Raw genomic sequence first — 14,198 nt, forward strand, 5'->3', positions numbered from 1 at the left:
CCCGGCCCGCTCGAAGACGGCGATGACCGGCTGATCGCCCGCCGCGACATCCAGCTCCGGGAAAAGACGCGGTGGCGGATGCCGTATGAGTCCGCCGGGCGGTCCGACGAGATCCCGGGCGTCGGCATCGAGGACCTGGACTTCGCCGGGCGGCACTGGCAGGTCAAGGCCAAAGGTGCCCGGACCAGGACCAGTCGCCGGGACCAAGCCCGCGAAGGCTTCGTACCGGAAACGGTCTACTGGGACGCCGGCACCGTCCGACTTCCGCCCTGCCTCCTCAAAGGGCCGTACGCGGGGGCCGGTGTTCGCCACTCACCGGCGGCTTGGCCCCGGCAAGGTCGTCAATCCCCGGGACGCGTGCCCGGACACCGGCCTCGCCGGGCTCTCATACAGGCAGGCACGTGCCCCATGGGACGAGCACACCGCCGTACGCGGGTCCGGCACCGGCTGGGACCTGCACGAACACCGCCGCTCCTCCCTGACGCACCTCGGCGAGGCGGGGGCCAGTTCGCTGATACTGATGGACAAGTCGAGGCACGAGTAGCCGGAGAACGTCCGCCGCTGCTTCAAGCCGTCGCCGGAGGCGATCGCCGAGATCACCGGCCTGCTCGCGCCCGGTGACAACAGCCAGTCAGCCGCGTTCCTTGATCCTTCTCAGCGCTGTCCGCTGTTCCGTTGCGCCGTCAGCCACCGCGCCCGGGCCGCCGACGCCCGTACCGAGAAAGCCCTGCGTGCCACGATCGCCGAGAAGTTCCCGGAGCGGTACGGCCGGGAGGTGGCAGGACGCCGGGCCCGCCAGCAGGCGGCGCAGCACCAGCAGGCCGCCGCTGTACACCCACAGCCGAACCAGTCCAGGTGCCGGAGCATGAAGGAGAGTCCAGGCCACGCCTCTGGTCGCAGCTCTGGTGACGCTTCTGCTCGCCGTTCTGGTCGCGCCTCTGATCGCAGCGGAGCTCTGCCACCGCAGGACCGCGCGGCCCTGCGACCTGTGCCGTAGGTCCGTCTCCCGGCGACGTCCCGCGCCGACCACTTGTCTGCAGCGCCCTCTCCCAGCGGGCATCAGCATCACCCGTGGACGGCTTCCGACGCCCTGCGTGTCGACGATCACGTCTTCCCCGGCAGCGGCGTCAGCTTCCCTTCCCAGATGTTCGAGCCTGGGTGCCCTCGCAGCGGCTCTGTCAGTCCCTTCTGCCAGCATGCTGCCATGACAACCACGTCATCACCCGATCAACGCCCTGATGAGCCCGCCCTGGAGTTCCTGCGCTCCGCATTCGCACCGGGGTGGCGGGAGCCGGCGCTGGGACACGATGGGGTCTCGGCGTGGGAATCCGAGCACGGGGTCGTTCTGCCGGAGCCGTACCGGAGCCTGATCGCCGAGATCACGAACGGGTCATCCCTCGGGCCACCGGAAGACGGCGGCCTCCTGCCCCTCGGCTGGCTCCCGCCGGACTGGCCCGAACGGGAAGACCGGAAGCCTGCCGCTCCGTTCCCGCTCCGGGAGGCCTGGGCCTGGGGGGGCGAGCCCCTCGCCGATGACCACCACGAGCGCGTCGCCGCCGTCCACGGTCACGGCTCCATCGTGCTCGGCGCCGAAGACGGACCCTTCTACTGGGTCCTTGTGGTGACCGGCCCGCAACGCGGCAAGGTCTGGCTCGTCAGCGACGTCGGCGCCTCCCCGTATCCCCTGCCGGAAGCGGTCGGCTTCCTGGAGTGGGTGCAACGCTGGCACGCCGGCGACGGCTGGTGGGACTGACCCCCACTCGCACGGAGCCCGACGCGCTGCGAGGGCATCGGGTGCGAACATCTGGGTGGGGAAGCGGCTGGAGCGGCTGTGCCGGCCGTCGACGCGGACGACGGCTACCGCCTTCGGGCGGTCGCTGGAGCGGGTCCCTGAGATCAGCGCGTTCCAGCTGGGCCGGTTGAAGCTGTCGCAGATCCCGCCGAACCGGCTCGCGGCGCTGGCCCGGTACGGGCAGGGGTCCCAGGCCGCGAGCCTGGAGCGGGCCACGGAGCCGAAGCACACGGCTATGCTCACCGCGGTGATGCGCCAGTTTGAGGCCAAGGCGATCGACGGGTGGCACACGGATCTCCTTGACGACCGGGAGATGGGCCCGGACGCCGCGCTCTCCACGGCCGAGTGCCGGGTGTGCTGCGGACCGTACACGCCGCCCGGCGCCGGGTCCTCACCCCCGGGCCAGGTGGCCCCGCAGCCACAGCTGCTGCTGGAGGCGCATCGGTGCCGACCGTCGAGGAGCCGCAGGCTGCCGTTCTGCCGCCCGCTGATGGGGCCGGGCCGGTCACACCCAGGTGTAGTTCTCGTCGGTGACAGCGTCGAGGGCGGCGTCGGCAACGGCGGCGCGGGGGTGGGGCAGGGCTGCCGGGGCGGGTCCCATGGGCGGGAAGATCGGCAGCTCGGCGGTCTTGCGGTAGTCAACCCATTCGATGACGCCGATTTCGTGGCTGCCGTCGGGCAGTTCGTCCAGTTCCTCTTCGGCGAGGGTCGCGCGGCCGGTGGGCACGACGTCGGTGGACGCGGCGATACGGCCGGGCCGGGACGTGGCGTTGTCGATGCGGCGGTCGGTCATCCCGTACGAGCGGCTGGTGGCCGGCACGGTGTACGCCACCTGCCCGTCCCCACCGGGCAGCCCCTCGCGCACTGCGGTCCTCGGCCGGGACGGCCCCCGCACCTGGGCCGGGCGGGGGGCGGCAGGGCCAGCGGTATCCGGGGCGGAAGCGGACGTCGGCGGGGGCGGCATCCTCTCCGAAGCCGGGGCCTGTCCCCATCCGTCAGACTCCCGAAGTGAGCGGGCGGACGTGACAGGCCGCCGACGCCTTCACCGGCCTGGCCCGGATGCCTGCCGGGTCGCAGCAATGGGTTTGGACCGCCGTGCATGTTCATACGGTAATGACATGAACTCACAACTGGCAGTGATCGTCGGTGCGGCCCTTGGTGCGAGTGGCGCCCTTGCTGGTTCTCTCCTGTCGTGGGCGGGCGCGCGGCTCCAGGCCCACACGCAGCTGCGCCTGGTGCATGCTCAGCAGATTGCCCAGCACGATGCGGAGACAGTCAGCCAAATGAGGGCAGCCCATGCTGAGCTGATTCTGGGTGTGGATGCCTGCAGACGCGAGATGAGGATGGTGCGCCGGCATGTTCAGCATCCGCACACTGAGAACGGGCAACTGGAAGCCAAGCGCGCCGCTGTGCATGACCGGATACGTGAGTCGCAGGCTGCAGAGTGGGTGCTCAGGCTGATGCTGTCCCGCGAGGAACAGCAAGGGGTCACAGACCTGATGAACGCCGTGTACGCCAGCCACCAGGCCCTGATAGACGATGTCGAAGAGTGGCTCTCCCTGACTTCCTCAGATGGTTCCCGCTCGGCCGGTGACACGGAGCGCTATGCGGCTGCAGCCACCGTCCTGCAACAGCAGATGATGGAATTCGCCAAGTCCACTCACGCCAGGCTCTATGGGCCACGGGTTCTGGAGATCGGTTCAGCATGACTGCCTGCCAGTCGGTGTACCGGCGCTGGGCGTTCCCGGTGTTGTAGTGCCCTCGTTTGGAGTCCCAGCGGCAGGAGGTCCCGGACGTGTTGTCCAACTCGGCTGCCGGGGTCCACTCGGTATCCGTCCTGCCCGCCCGTCGGGGGCGTCCGGGGCGGAAGCGCCGTCATGGCCGGAGGGGACCGGGGCGGGCCGGCCCGGTGTGGTCAGCGCGGCCAGGTGTGCCACCCTGCCGGGGGCGCGGCGGGCGGGATGAGGTCCGGCCGTGCCGGATCCGGCACGGCCCCAAGGCGCCGGTCACCGCGGCCCCATGAACCGTGCACAGGCCCGCTCCAGCATCCGGCGGTCCACCACGGCAGGACTCTTGCCGTAGGTCTCGGCGGTCAGATGCGAAGTGAGCTTCGCCCAGGTCCGCCGCCGCACCACCAACCACCGGAACACCCCTGGCCAGAACGACACCAGCGTGCCGAGGTGGTGCAGGGCCTGCGGAGAGCCGCCCGGTCGGGCCCGGCCTCCTCCGGGTCCAGCCCGATGTGCGTGTCGAGCCCCGGCTCCCGCGCGACGACGGCCGGCAACCCGGGCACCCGGTACGGGGTCAGGATGATGGACGTGAGACGCCTTGGGTGCGGTGCTGCGGACCGTCGGTGCGGTGGTGCGCGCACCACCGCACCGGCCACCGCACACGGCGGCCCCCGGCACAGCTGGTGCCGGGGGCCGCCGGTCCTTCCCTCGTCGATCCGTCAGTTCATGGGCTGGATCGAGATGTTGCGGTAGCGGACCTTGTTGCCGTGGTCCTGGAGGCGGATCGAGCCGGTGAAGGCGCCCTCCGGGATGCTGCCGCCGGTGGGGCCGGTGATGGCCACATTGTCGTGGACCTTGACGCCGTTCCAGACCACGGTCACCCGGGCGTCCTCGGTTTTCTTCCCCGCACTGTCGTAGCGGGCGGCGCGGAAGGTGATGTCGTAGGACTGCCAGGTCTCCGGTGCCTTCGAGGCGTTGCGGTCGGCCGCCTTCTGGTTGTAGATGGCGGCGGCCTCGTTGGCGGCGAGCTTCGGTACGCCGAAGGAGTCGAGGACCTGGATCTCGTAGCGTTCCTGGAGGTAGACGCCGCTGTTGCCGCGGTCCTGGCCGGTCACGTCGTCCGGGAGTTTCGGGACGCGGAACTCGACGTGCAGCTTGTAGTCGCCGAAGGACTGCTTGGTGCGGATGTCGCCGCAGCAGACCTCGATGGCGTCGTCGGCGGTGCGCGGCCAGGCGACCGCGCGGCCGTCGGTGTGCTGCCACTGGGAGAGGCTGCCGCCGTCGAGCAGGTTGATACGGGCGCCCGGCCGGTTGAGGTGGAGCATGTCGAGGTTGACGTGGCCGTCGTCACCGTCGTCGTAGCGGTACGAGATGGTGTTGGTGCCCTTGCGCAGGTTCAGCCGCTCGGTGTGGGTGGCCCAGGTCGTCCAGGAGCCGGTCGGCGGCAGCGCCGTCTGGCGGACCTTCTTCCCGTTCACGTAGACGCTGATCTTCTTGGTGCCGTTGAAGGGGTGGGGGCCGTTGGCGTAGCGCAGGCCGACGTCGTACGTGCCCTTCTTGGCGGTCTCGACGTGGAAGGTGGTGGTGGCGCCGGGGGTGCCGTAGCCGTCCACGAAGCCGCCGCCGGAGTGGCCCTTGTGCTCCTTGTCGATGTCGGCGCCGCCGGACAGCTTGGCCTCCTCCGCCTCGTAGGCGGTCGGCCGCGACTTGTCTCCGGGGATGGCGTTCAGGGTGTACCAGGCCTCGGTGCTCCACAGCGCGTCACCGCTCGCGGCGGTGAAGGGGCGCGGGGAGCGGACGTGCACGACACGGTCGGCGCGCAGGCCGGGGATGTCCAGACGGACCTGGGTGCGGTCCTTGGAGACGACGGCCCCGGAGACCCTCAGCGGCTCCTCGTCGATCTTGGGGCCGCCGTACTCGGGGGTGGGCGAGTAGCGCCACTGCCGTACCTCGTAGCTCTGGGCGAGGTTCTGGGCGATCCGGTTGACGGTCGCCGGGGACAGGGGCTGGGTGTACTTCAGGACGAAACCGTCGTCGGTGGCGCGCATGGAGTGGATGTCGAAGGCGTTGGTGCCGTTCGGGGTGAGCTTCTGCAGGCCGAAGTTGAGCTTGCCCTCCTGGCCCCAGTTGCCCCCGGCGCCCAGGCCGCCGGCGTAGATCGCGCCGTCGGGGCCGACGCTGATCCGGTTGACTCCGGCCTCCAGGCCCTGGGTGTGGCGGAAGACCGCGCCCTGGTACTCGCCGTTGACCTTCTCCAGGCTGGCGCGCTGGAGTCCGCCGTAGGTGACGTCACCGAAGAGGATCTGCCCGGCGAAGGGGCCCTTCTTCAGGGTCAGCGGGGTGCTGGGTGAGTTGGCGATCTCGTTCTGCGGCAGCCACAGCACCGGCTTGGTCACCGGGCGGTCGTCGAAGCGGCCGGAGACGGTGTCGGCGCCGTCCTGGGCGCGGGTGTAGTGGTTGAAGAAGCGGTCCTTCTTGACCTGGACCAGCTTGGAGGCGGGGAGCCAGCCGCCCTGGTTGTCGGTGACGAAGAGTTCCTTGTCGGGGCCCCAGCCGATGCCGTTGGGGGTGCGCAGTCCGCCGGCGATGTAGGAGACCTTGCCGGTCTTCTTGTCGACCTTGATGGTGGTGCCGCGGTCCTTGGCGGGCTGCGGGTTGGTGGTGGCGCCGCCGTAGTTGATGGCCACGGAGAGGTTGAGGTAGAAGCTGCCCTTGTCGTAGAGCAGGCCGAAGGCGAACTCGTGGAAGTTGCCGCCGTAGGGCCAGGACGCGATCTTGCGGTAGGTGTCGGTGACCTCGTCGCGGTTGGTGTCGTTCAGCTCGGTGAGCTGGTGCTTCTCGGACACGTACAGCTTGCCGTCGACGTACTTGATGCCCATGGGCTCGCGGAGCCCGGAGGCGACCTTCTTGGCGGTCACCTTGTCGGGGCCGGTGGCGCCGGTGACGTTGTCGAGGAGGTAGACCTCGCCGTTGCTGGTCTGGCTCTCGCCCCAGGTGGACACCGCGAGTCGGCCGTCGGGCAGCCAGTCCATGGCGGAGACCTTGGGCTCGAAGCCGGCCGGGCGCAGATCGGTCAGGGAGTAGTTGGGATGGACCCCGGCCAGCGGGAGTCCGTCACCGGGGTTGTCCTGGCCGCTGACGCACTCCTTGCGGCCGGGGGCGGTGACCCGGACCACGCCGGCGTCGGTGCTGAGCACCGAGTTGGGCACGAGGGTGAAGTCGCTCGCGCCCGGAGGCTTCCACTGGAGGGTGAGCTGCTCGCCGCCGCCCGCCTCGAAGTGCTCGATGAGCAGCGGATGTGGACCGGCCGTCAGCTGGGCGGTGCCGTCCTTGGGTTCGGCGGCGTGCAGCCCGTCGTGGTCGATGACCATCCGCTTGTCCAGGAGCAGCCGTGAGCCGTCGTCGCTGATCAGTCGGAAGTCGTACGACCCGTCCCGGGGGACGTTCAGATAGCCGATGGCCTGGGTCATGAAGTTGCTGCCCATGCCGAAGTCGGCTTCGCTCGACCAGTCCACGACCGGCATCAGCTTGTCGATGTTGGGGGTCTGGCCCTCTTTCAGCTCACAGAGCTTCTTCAGCGGCGCCTGCAGATCGAAGACCCGCAGGGTGACGCCGGGCTCCTGCGGCGGGATGTCGGCGGCGGCCCGGTCCGGCGCGACGGCGACGGCGGGCGACCAACTGCCGGCGACCAGCCCGGCGAGCACAAGTGCCGCCATGTGTCGGGAAAATCGGCGGTACGGCCGTGATCTCACACTTCCTCCTGGCACTGGGTTGGAGCGGACGGGCGGCTGCCCGTTCGAAAGTGCGTGCAGTCGGCCCCCGTGGGGGAGGGCGGTGCGGGTGTGCTCTACGCGTGTCTGCGGGTGACTGAGCCCACGGTGGGGGCTGCCGGTGCGGGCGTGAGCAGTGGTGCTCACGCAGTGACGCCTTGAGCGCTGGCACGAGAACGAGGGGGCGGTGGAACGGTGACGCTTCTCAACGGTGGTGGTGCGTCGGCGACGGTGCGTCAGTTGTGGTGCGTGCGACAGACACTAAGGACTTTTCTTTACGCGGTCCATACTTCGTCCACAGAGAGTCAAAAGTTTTTGGAGAGCGAGTGGTAGCGGCGCGGCCCCGGGACCAACCAGTACCAAGATCGGCCGACACTCCCGAGCGGGCTCAGATCGGGCCGCACGGGGATACGATCCCGTCGGCGTCGCCCGCTGACGGACCCCTGGCGGGAAACCCGGGAACCATGCGGTGTCCGGCGAGCACCGCCACAGGCGCGGACCGGCACAGATGGAGCGCGGGCGCGCGGGGCATGCACCGGACGGGGACAATGCCAGGGGCAGGGATCAACGGCTTCCGCCAGGACCGCCGCCCCCGCGACGGGCGGGCGTCGCACGAGATCTCCCGCCGCGTTGCCCGGCCCCACCCCGGCCGGTTTCCGTCAGGCGGTACGGCTCGGCCGGGCTCCGGAGGACGTCGTGGTCAGCGAGCGGGCGCGGGCTGCGCGAGGTCCGCGAACTTCCGGGCGCGCATGAGGATTCCGCCGGCCAGCGGGTCCGTGGGCGGACGCCGCCCCCGAGGTCCGGAGGGACGCCCGGCTGGCCGAGGAGACCAGCGCCGACTGACGGCGGACGGCTGACCGGGCCTGCATCGCGAGGGTCCGGTCAGCCGCGTCGTCCCGGAGGCGGCGTGTCGAAAAGACCCAGCTCGTCATCGTCGGGTGCTTGGAAGAGTTTCACGTACCCCTCAAGCAACTCGCGGCTGATAGGGACTGTCCCCGGCCCGCCCTCCCGGCTGCGCGCGTCGAGGCGGCGGCACAACTCATCGATCGACGCAGCAAGGCAGTGCAGTTCCACGCGAACCCCGAGTGCCTTCGCCGCCAAGCGCTTCTCATCCCGCTCAGAACGCCCCCAGAAGCCGAACTCCAGGATCACACTCTGTCCGAGCCTCAGCAGATCCTGCGCATGAGCCCAAAACCGCCTCTCAAGCCGGTCACGCAGGTGCTCATCGAACAGGTCGACACCGAGATCCACCAGCCATTCGTCCGGACACAGACGCACCGCTGGAATCTCTCTCGCCAGGCGCTTGGCCAACGTCGTCTTCCCGGAGCCGGGAAGCCCGCACAACAAGATCAGCCTGGGGCCGGGACTCGCATCCATCAGGCACCTCCCAAGCGCCGCGGCAAGGTCATTCCGGCATACTCGCGCAGCCGCTCCGGGCAACGGAAATGGTTTCCGATTCCGTGACCGCACTGTCCGCACGCTCGCCTCGGCTCCGCCCGCGCTCGCCCGATCTCCCCACCCGTACGGGACCGACGATCCCTCTACCAAGCCCGTTACGAACCATGGGACGAGAAACAGGCACTTACGGACGGAGTCCGGTCTTCGCCCGGCCGGTCTCCGGGTCGTAGGGGAAGGAGACGTGCTGGTGGATCATCTTCCATTCGCCGTCTCTCCTTTGGAACACCCGAGTGCCCCGTGACCAGCTTTCGGCGGTCTCGCCGTCAGGCTGCTGAGTCCGCATGCGGTTGAGGCCCCAGGCGACGGCGATGTCCTCCCGGACCAGGATCTCCAGGTCCGGGACATTCCAGTCGATGGCCCCGGAAGCTGCTTCAAGCCCGCGCCTGCACTCTTCCCGGATGCTCTCCAGGCCGAGGTGCTGAAGCGGCTCACCGTGCTCGTAGGAGACGACGTCCTCGGCGATATGGGACATCAGCCCGTCCAGGTCCTTCGCAGCGGTGCGGTCGAACCACTGCTGGTGGACCGCATGCACCTCCTGCTCTCCAGCGGCGACGGGCGCAGCCTGCCCGCCGGAGGTGTCCGGGAAGGAGTGGTGCTCGTGTGCCACGACCCACCGGCCGTGTTCTTTGCGCAGCCCGAGAGTGAGTCGCAGACGGTTCTCCGGCCGTTCGGCAAGTTCCTCCGGGGTTCCACAAAGCAGCAGAGCATGGGCGAAGGCCACATTGTCTCCTGCGGTGATGTCCAACGACTCGATCGCGAACGCGGCTCCTTGCGCCTGCCACTCGAAGAAGGGCGGCCATGTCCCGCTGTAGGCGTCAATGCCACGGACGCCCTCGTAAGGTGGCGGGACATCGAACATGACGATGTCATCGGAGTGGTCCGCCAGGACACCACTCAAATCGCCCTGGTGCACCGCCACAGCCCACTGCTCGATCAAGGCCCGGATCTGCTCTTCATTGTCGGGCATGGCCAAGCTCACTGTCCTTTCCGGTCGGCGCCGCTTCGCGGCGCACGGGCGGGCGCGTCAACCCGCCTGCTTTGGCAGACTCTCCACCGCCATAAAACTCATCGGCGGGCGGGAAAAGTCGCCTCGGGTGAGGAAGGAACGCCCTGTCAGCAGCGTCGATGCTTCTTCTGGCTCCGGGCGAAGCGGTAGGAGCCGGTGCCGGTCTCGACGATGTGCGCGTGGAAGGCCGGGAAGAACGCCTCGCGTGCCACCCCGCGTTCGTCACCGTCCGCACCCTCGCCATCGACACCCAGGGCCGCACCCTGATGCTGCTCGGCCGCCACCAGCGGACCACCGCCCGTCCTCGCTGATCGTCACCGGCCCCGCCGCGGCCGGGAAACCCACCGCCCCCTCGAAGTCGGGTGCACCTGCCACCTCGCCCACACGCGAAAACACCCCGGCCCCGCATGTTCGCGTACCGGCTGGTGCCGCCCGGTGGCACCGCCAAGACCCTCGCCGCCGAATTCGCCCGCTACCTCGGCATCCCCGTCACGCCCGCACGTCCCAGGCCCAGATCACCACCGCCCCCTCGCCCTTGTGGAGAAGGAGGTCGACAACGAGAGGGGCACCATCTACGGCATCGACGAGAATCTCGGCGAGTACCAGCTCCGCTCCCTGCTCTTACCTGGCGCGACACACGGGGCGGACGCCGACCTGATCGGGGCGTGTGCGCACCGGGCGATGCGTGTGTTCTGCGATCGCTATCCGCGGATTCCGACGCTGTGGGCGGCGCACATCCACGCGGGCGCGTAGGCGACCTCGCGGCCGCGGCTCCCTTCGGCGCGCTGCGCCCCTGGGCCACCCGCCGCACCCGCAGACGCGTCGCCCCCGGGGCGGCCCGACCTGGACCAGCCAGCCGTACGTCCGACGGAACCTGCGGGCGGCGGCAGGTCGCGAAGTCCCGCTCAGGCACGACGGATTGGACCAGATCACCCCCTGTGTGCCCGGACGGTCAGGCGGGAACACGGTCAGGCGGGAACGAAGTCCTCGCCCTGCGGCTGGAGCGACCCCCTGCGGGCGGCGGCCCTTCGCGCGGCCCTCTCGAATTCGCGGAGCACCGTCCGCTTGTCGGCCTCCCGTACGACGAGTGCGCTCTGAATGGGCGGCAGATCGAGTTCCACGAAGGTGACGCCGGGCTGCCGGTAGTAGTTCTGGGACCGCCAGGTGAGTGTCATGACGCCGCGGCCGGCCTCGACGGCGGCCAGTCCCTCGCGGATGGTGTGAATGACGGGGCCGTCCGGGATGGGGACTCCGGACGGGGTCGCCCTGGGGAGGTGGTAGGCGCACCACGCCGGCGAGGCCGCGCCGGGCGGCAGGCGGAGCATGCGTTCATGGCGAAGGTCCTCGGGGTCGACGAGCCCGGCGGTCGCGAGCCGGTGTTCGTCCGGTACGGCCAGCATGCGCAGGTCCTGGAACAGCACCGCTCCCCGCAGGAGGTCCGGAAGTCCGACGGGCAGACGCACCAGATGACGAGTAGCGAACGCGGGAAACCCACGGCAGCGATCACCTGTCGTAACGAATCAGAAAGAAGAGAAGCAGTGAAAACGAAGAACGTCGTCGTCGTGACCGGGGCATGCGGTGGGATCGGATCCGCCATCTGCCGTGAATTCCTGGAAAGGGGCGACACGGTCGTCGGTCTGGACCGGGCCCTTCCTGAGGCTGCCATGATCGCGGGGGTCGACTACCGCGAGACGGACGTGACGGACATCACCGGACTCGGACCGGCCGTCGATTCGATCGTCCAGACCCACGGCCGCCTCGACGTATGGGTGAACAACGCCGGCATGCTGAACCGTGTTCCGTCGCTGGACCTGGACGAGAAAGCCTGGCGCGAGACGCTCGACGTCAATCTGACGGCGACCTTCTTCGGCGCCCAGGCCGCCGCCCGGCAGATGGCGAAGCAGGGCTCCGGGAACATCGTCAACGTGTCGAGCTACGCGGCGCTGAGAGCCAGGCCGAACTGTGCGGACTACGCCTCCGCCAAGGCCGGTGTCGCGCACCTCACCGCATGCCTGGCTCTTGAATGGGGCCCTCTGGGCATCCGCGTCAACGCCGTCGCGCCCGGCTACATCGACACCCCGATGAGCAGTTGGATTCACGACGACCCCGACCAGCTCGCCGTCATCATGGCCCGGATACCCCTCGCCCGAAGGGGGAAGCCCAGCGAGGTGGCCAAGGCCATCGTCTATCTGGCGTCGGAAGAGGCGTCGTATGTGACGGGGCAGGTCATGCAGGTCGACGGAGGAACCACCAAGTCATGAGCGCGACCGCGCAGTACTGGAAGAGCCGTACCTGTGTGGTGACCGGGGGCGCTCGTGGACAGGGGGCCGCCGAGGTGCGCCACCTGATGTCGATGGACGCCGCGGTCATCGCGGTCGACCGGCTGCCGCAAGACGCGCGGGAGTGGGCCGAACTGCGCGAATCGGCCGGCACGGCCGGGCGGCTCGTCACGCTGGACGGCGACGTCGCCGATCCGCGGACCTGGGACCGGGTGCTGTCATCCGTACGGGACGTCGGCCGCCCCCTGGCAGGACTCATCAACAATGCCGGAATCACCCTCCGCAAAACGGTCACCCAGACGACGCTGGAGGAGTGGGAGAACCTGATCAGCGTCAATCTGACCGGCGCCTTCCTGGGCTTGCGCACGCTCGCGCCCGCGATGGACGACGGCTCCGCGATCGTGAACGTATCGTCCGTGGCGGGTCTCACCGGCTACTTCTCCGCCGCCTACACGGCGAGCAAGTGGGCGCTGCGCGGACTGACGAAGGCCGCCGCCATCGAACTGGCCCCGCGGCACATCCGGGTGAACACCATCTGTCCGGGCCTGGTCGACACCCCGATGGCCCTCAAGCCCGACAGCGCGTACAACGCCGACCAGGCTCAGGCCCTGTACGAGGGCAACCGCGCGATGTCGCCCCTCGGAAGGGGAGCTTCGCCGCACGAGATCGCCTCAGCGGCCGTCTTTCTGCTCGGTCCGGAGGCGTCGTTCGTCAACGCGGCCGACCTCGCCGTCGACGGCGGCATGACCGGCGCGGGCGTCTACTCGTACATCGGGCGGATGACGGGCAGCATCGCCGGGGATGTCGGTTATTCGTGTAGTTGAGACACGCCCATCGCTGTGACCTGCAACATCTCAACTGCATTCACAGAAACTGAGGTTGAGCCGTCCACCTGGCTGACCTGCTCTGATGAGATGTATGGGCTCCTGGGGGCTCTCGATAGCAAGCCTGTGAGCTGGGGTACCTCATCTCTATCGAGAATGTCTCAGCTTGACGTTTAACGTCGCTGGTCACTCGACCTGCTGAGATCCCTGGGATCCGGGCGTAGGTGACGCGGCCGTTCTTCACGCTTCGAGATGTCGAGTAACGAAGTGCGAGAGAACGGCCGCTGCCTATGAGTCTCCCCGTCAACGTGCCCGCAGGCGAGCCATTGGATTTGCTGTCCCGCTTTCGGGTCGATTTCTACGAGAGCCTCTACGCTCGCGCCGACGTGCTCTTCGAGCTCACCGACTCCGTACTGTGTGCGGACGGGCCGGTGAACACCCTGGTCGAGCTGTCGCTGACGGCCGAGCACCGGCGCGGGCACGGCGCCTTGTACTCGGCGCTGGACCGAGGATGGATCGAACCGACGCGTCTGCGTCGTGCCCTGGCAGACCTACCGGTGCCGAAGGCGGCCGACGGGCGGATCGTGCTGGCCGTGGACGTGAGCAACTGGCTCCGTCCCGATGCCCCGACCAGCGACGACCGGCTGTTCTGCCATGTCTGCGGACGTGGCGACCGCAACAGCGACCAGACGGTGCCCGGGCTGGCAGTACTCCTTCGTCGCCGCACTGGAGCCCGGCCGCACCTCGTGGTGCCAGCTGCTGGACGCCGTGCGCCTCGGGCCGGCGCACGATGCGACCGCTGTCACCGCTGCCCAGCTACGGGACGTCGTCGTCCAGTTGATCCAGGCCCGGCAGTGGCAGGCGGGTGATCCGGAGATCTGGATTGTCATGGACTCCGGCTACGACGTCGCCTACCTCTCCCAGGCCCTGGAGGACGTGCCCGTCGTGCTGCTCGGACGACTGCGTTCGGATCGCGTGATGCTCCGCGACCCGGGCCCCGCCCGTTCCGGGCCGAAGGGCGGGCGGCCCCGTCGGCACGGCGGCGTTCTCACCTTCGCCAAGCCCGACACCCGGCACGACCCCCACGTCAGCACGGCCACGGACACCGCCCGCTACGGCAGGGCCGAGACGATGGCCTGGGACCGGATGCACCCCAGGCTCACCCACCGCGGCCCCTGGCTGGAGTACGCGGAGGAGGAACTACCCGTCCTGCACGGCACGTTGGTACGACTCCAGGTCGAGCACCTGCCGGGCGACCGCATCCCGAAGCCGGTCTGGCTGTGGTCCTCGGCCACCACCGCCACGCCGGCCGATGTGGACCGCTGGTGGCAGTCGTTCC

The 14,198-nt window shown here is 69.2% G+C and carries 11 protein-coding genes and 5 pseudogenes; 9 read left to right on the forward strand and 7 right to left on the reverse strand.

Annotated elements, in window-relative coordinates; all coding sequences use genetic code 11:
- Position 1: 1 nt before the first annotated feature.
- Positions 2-622: pseudogene (locus ACFYT4_RS30875) on the forward strand (site-specific integrase); the annotation flags it as partial.
- A gap of 9 nt (positions 623-631) precedes the next feature.
- Here the strand turns inward: ACFYT4_RS30875 and ACFYT4_RS30880 are convergent.
- Positions 632-835, reverse strand: a complete 204-nt coding sequence (locus tag ACFYT4_RS30880; RefSeq protein ID WP_389276382.1) for a hypothetical protein — start codon at positions 833-835, stop codon at positions 632-634.
- A gap of 369 nt (positions 836-1,204) precedes the next feature.
- Between ACFYT4_RS30880 and ACFYT4_RS30885 the strand changes: the two genes are divergently transcribed.
- Positions 1,205-1,753: an SMI1/KNR4 family protein gene (locus tag ACFYT4_RS30885; protein ID WP_389276359.1), complete on the forward strand. Its 549-nt coding sequence runs from the start codon at positions 1,205-1,207 to the stop codon at positions 1,751-1,753.
- A 67-nt stretch (positions 1,754-1,820) separates the two neighbouring features.
- Positions 1,821-2,072, forward strand: a pseudogene (locus tag ACFYT4_RS30890) (hypothetical protein); the annotation flags it as partial.
- A 225-nt stretch (positions 2,073-2,297) separates the two neighbouring features.
- Here ACFYT4_RS30890 and ACFYT4_RS30895 read toward each other — a convergent pair.
- On the reverse strand, positions 2,298-2,657 hold the full coding sequence (locus ACFYT4_RS30895; protein ID WP_389276385.1) for a hypothetical protein: 360 nt from the start codon (positions 2,655-2,657) through the stop codon (positions 2,298-2,300).
- 253 nt (positions 2,658-2,910) lie between these two features.
- Between ACFYT4_RS30895 and ACFYT4_RS30900 the strand changes: the two genes are divergently transcribed.
- Positions 2,911-3,501: a hypothetical protein gene (locus tag ACFYT4_RS30900; protein ID WP_389276362.1), complete on the forward strand. Its 591-nt coding sequence runs from the start codon at positions 2,911-2,913 to the stop codon at positions 3,499-3,501.
- Positions 3,502-4,241: 740 nt separating this feature from the next.
- Here ACFYT4_RS30900 and ACFYT4_RS30905 read toward each other — a convergent pair.
- The 4 genes and pseudogenes from ACFYT4_RS30905 to ACFYT4_RS30920 form a co-directional block, all read right to left on the reverse strand.
- Positions 4,242-7,238 carry a family 16 glycoside hydrolase gene (locus tag ACFYT4_RS30905; RefSeq protein ID WP_389276364.1) on the reverse strand — a complete coding sequence of 999 codons (2,997 nt, stop codon included), beginning with the start codon at positions 7,236-7,238 and terminating at the stop codon, positions 4,242-4,244.
- A gap of 936 nt (positions 7,239-8,174) precedes the next feature.
- A complete protein-coding gene (locus ACFYT4_RS30910; RefSeq protein WP_389276367.1) occupies positions 8,175-8,669 on the reverse strand; it encodes an AAA family ATPase in 495 nt (164 codons plus the stop codon).
- A gap of 205 nt (positions 8,670-8,874) precedes the next feature.
- The gene (locus ACFYT4_RS30915; protein WP_389276379.1) at positions 8,875-9,282 is read right to left on the reverse strand and encodes a YybH family protein; all 408 of its coding nucleotides are present in this window, start codon (positions 9,280-9,282) and stop codon (positions 8,875-8,877) included.
- A 39-nt stretch (positions 9,283-9,321) separates the two neighbouring features.
- Positions 9,322-9,717: pseudogene (locus ACFYT4_RS30920) on the reverse strand (nuclear transport factor 2 family protein); the annotation flags it as partial.
- A 230-nt stretch (positions 9,718-9,947) separates the two neighbouring features.
- Between ACFYT4_RS30920 and ACFYT4_RS30925 the strand changes: the two are divergent.
- Positions 9,948-10,282: pseudogene (locus tag ACFYT4_RS30925) on the forward strand (ATP/GTP-binding protein); the annotation flags it as partial.
- 11 nt (positions 10,283-10,293) lie between these two features.
- A complete protein-coding gene (locus ACFYT4_RS30930; protein ID WP_389276388.1) occupies positions 10,294-10,509 on the forward strand; it encodes a hypothetical protein in 216 nt (71 codons plus the stop codon).
- A 215-nt stretch (positions 10,510-10,724) separates the two neighbouring features.
- Here the strand turns inward: ACFYT4_RS30930 and ACFYT4_RS30935 are convergent, their stop codons facing one another.
- A complete protein-coding gene (locus ACFYT4_RS30935) occupies positions 10,725-11,219 on the reverse strand; it encodes a LysR substrate-binding domain-containing protein (RefSeq protein WP_389276370.1) in 495 nt (164 codons plus the stop codon).
- Positions 11,220-11,294: 75 nt separating this feature from the next.
- Here ACFYT4_RS30935 and ACFYT4_RS30940 point away from each other — a divergent pair, with 75 nt between their 5' ends.
- From ACFYT4_RS30940 to ACFYT4_RS30950, 3 genes and pseudogenes are all read left to right on the forward strand, one after another.
- Positions 11,295-12,017: an SDR family NAD(P)-dependent oxidoreductase gene (locus ACFYT4_RS30940; protein ID WP_389276373.1), complete on the forward strand. Its 723-nt coding sequence runs from the start codon at positions 11,295-11,297 to the stop codon at positions 12,015-12,017.
- Positions 12,014-12,859 carry an SDR family NAD(P)-dependent oxidoreductase gene (locus ACFYT4_RS30945; protein WP_389276376.1) on the forward strand — a complete coding sequence of 282 codons (846 nt, stop codon included), beginning with the start codon at positions 12,014-12,016 and terminating at the stop codon, positions 12,857-12,859. The genes ACFYT4_RS30940 and ACFYT4_RS30945 overlap by 4 nt, the downstream gene beginning before the upstream one ends.
- Before the next feature lie 290 nt (positions 12,860-13,149).
- A pseudogene (locus ACFYT4_RS30950) lies at positions 13,150-14,198 on the forward strand (transposase); the annotation flags it as partial.

Origin of the sequence: Streptomyces sp. NPDC004609 (genome assembly GCF_042873655.1) — a bacterium.
GTDB lineage: Bacteria > Actinomycetota > Actinomycetes > Streptomycetales > Streptomycetaceae > Streptomyces.

Excerpts from the sequence above, each read along its gene's own strand:
- ACFYT4_RS30945 (WP_389276376.1), top strand. The coding sequence starts at position 12,014 with ATGAGCGCGACCGCGCAGTACTGGAAGAGCCGTACCTGTGTGGTGACC.
- ACFYT4_RS30900 (WP_389276362.1), top strand. The coding sequence starts at position 2,911 with ATGAACTCACAACTGGCAGTGATCGTCGGTGCGGCCCTTGGTGCGAGT.
- ACFYT4_RS30885 (WP_389276359.1), top strand. The coding sequence starts at position 1,205 with ATGACAACCACGTCATCACCCGATCAACGCCCTGATGAGCCCGCCCTG.
- ACFYT4_RS30905 (WP_389276364.1), bottom strand. The coding sequence starts at position 7,238 with ATGGCGGCACTTGTGCTCGCCGGGCTGGTCGCCGGCAGTTGGTCGCCC.
- ACFYT4_RS30910 (WP_389276367.1), bottom strand. The coding sequence starts at position 8,669 with ATGGATGCGAGTCCCGGCCCCAGGCTGATCTTGTTGTGCGGGCTTCCC.